The sequence below is a fragment of the Pseudomonas sp. 2995-3 genome (assembly GCF_002742565.1).
In the GTDB taxonomy this organism is placed as follows: Bacteria; Pseudomonadota; Gammaproteobacteria; order Pseudomonadales; family Pseudomonadaceae; genus Aquipseudomonas; species Aquipseudomonas edaphica.
In genome coordinates, this window is sequence record NZ_LJSB01000024.1 from 1 (window position 1) to 230 (window position 230).

Here is a 230-nt window from a genome sequence, read left to right on the forward strand (position 1 = left end):
ATATTATGTCTTGCATCGTGAATATTAAATTGTTGACGTTTATACTTTAATCCCCCGATAAAAAACGACAACCCCGCAACAAGGAGTAAGTTACTGATAACTGCACCGGTCAGAGAGGCTAGAACAATATTTATATAACCTGCTTTTAATGCAAAAATGGAAATGGTTAATTCTACTGCATTCCCAAATGTAACACTTAGAAGTCCCCCTATTCTCGGTCCAGATATAAT

Annotated in this window: 1 pseudogene; it reads right to left on the minus strand. The window is 36.1% G+C overall.

Annotated elements, in window-relative coordinates:
* Positions 1-230 (minus strand): annotated as a pseudogene (locus AOA62_RS00085) (cation transporter); the annotation flags it as partial.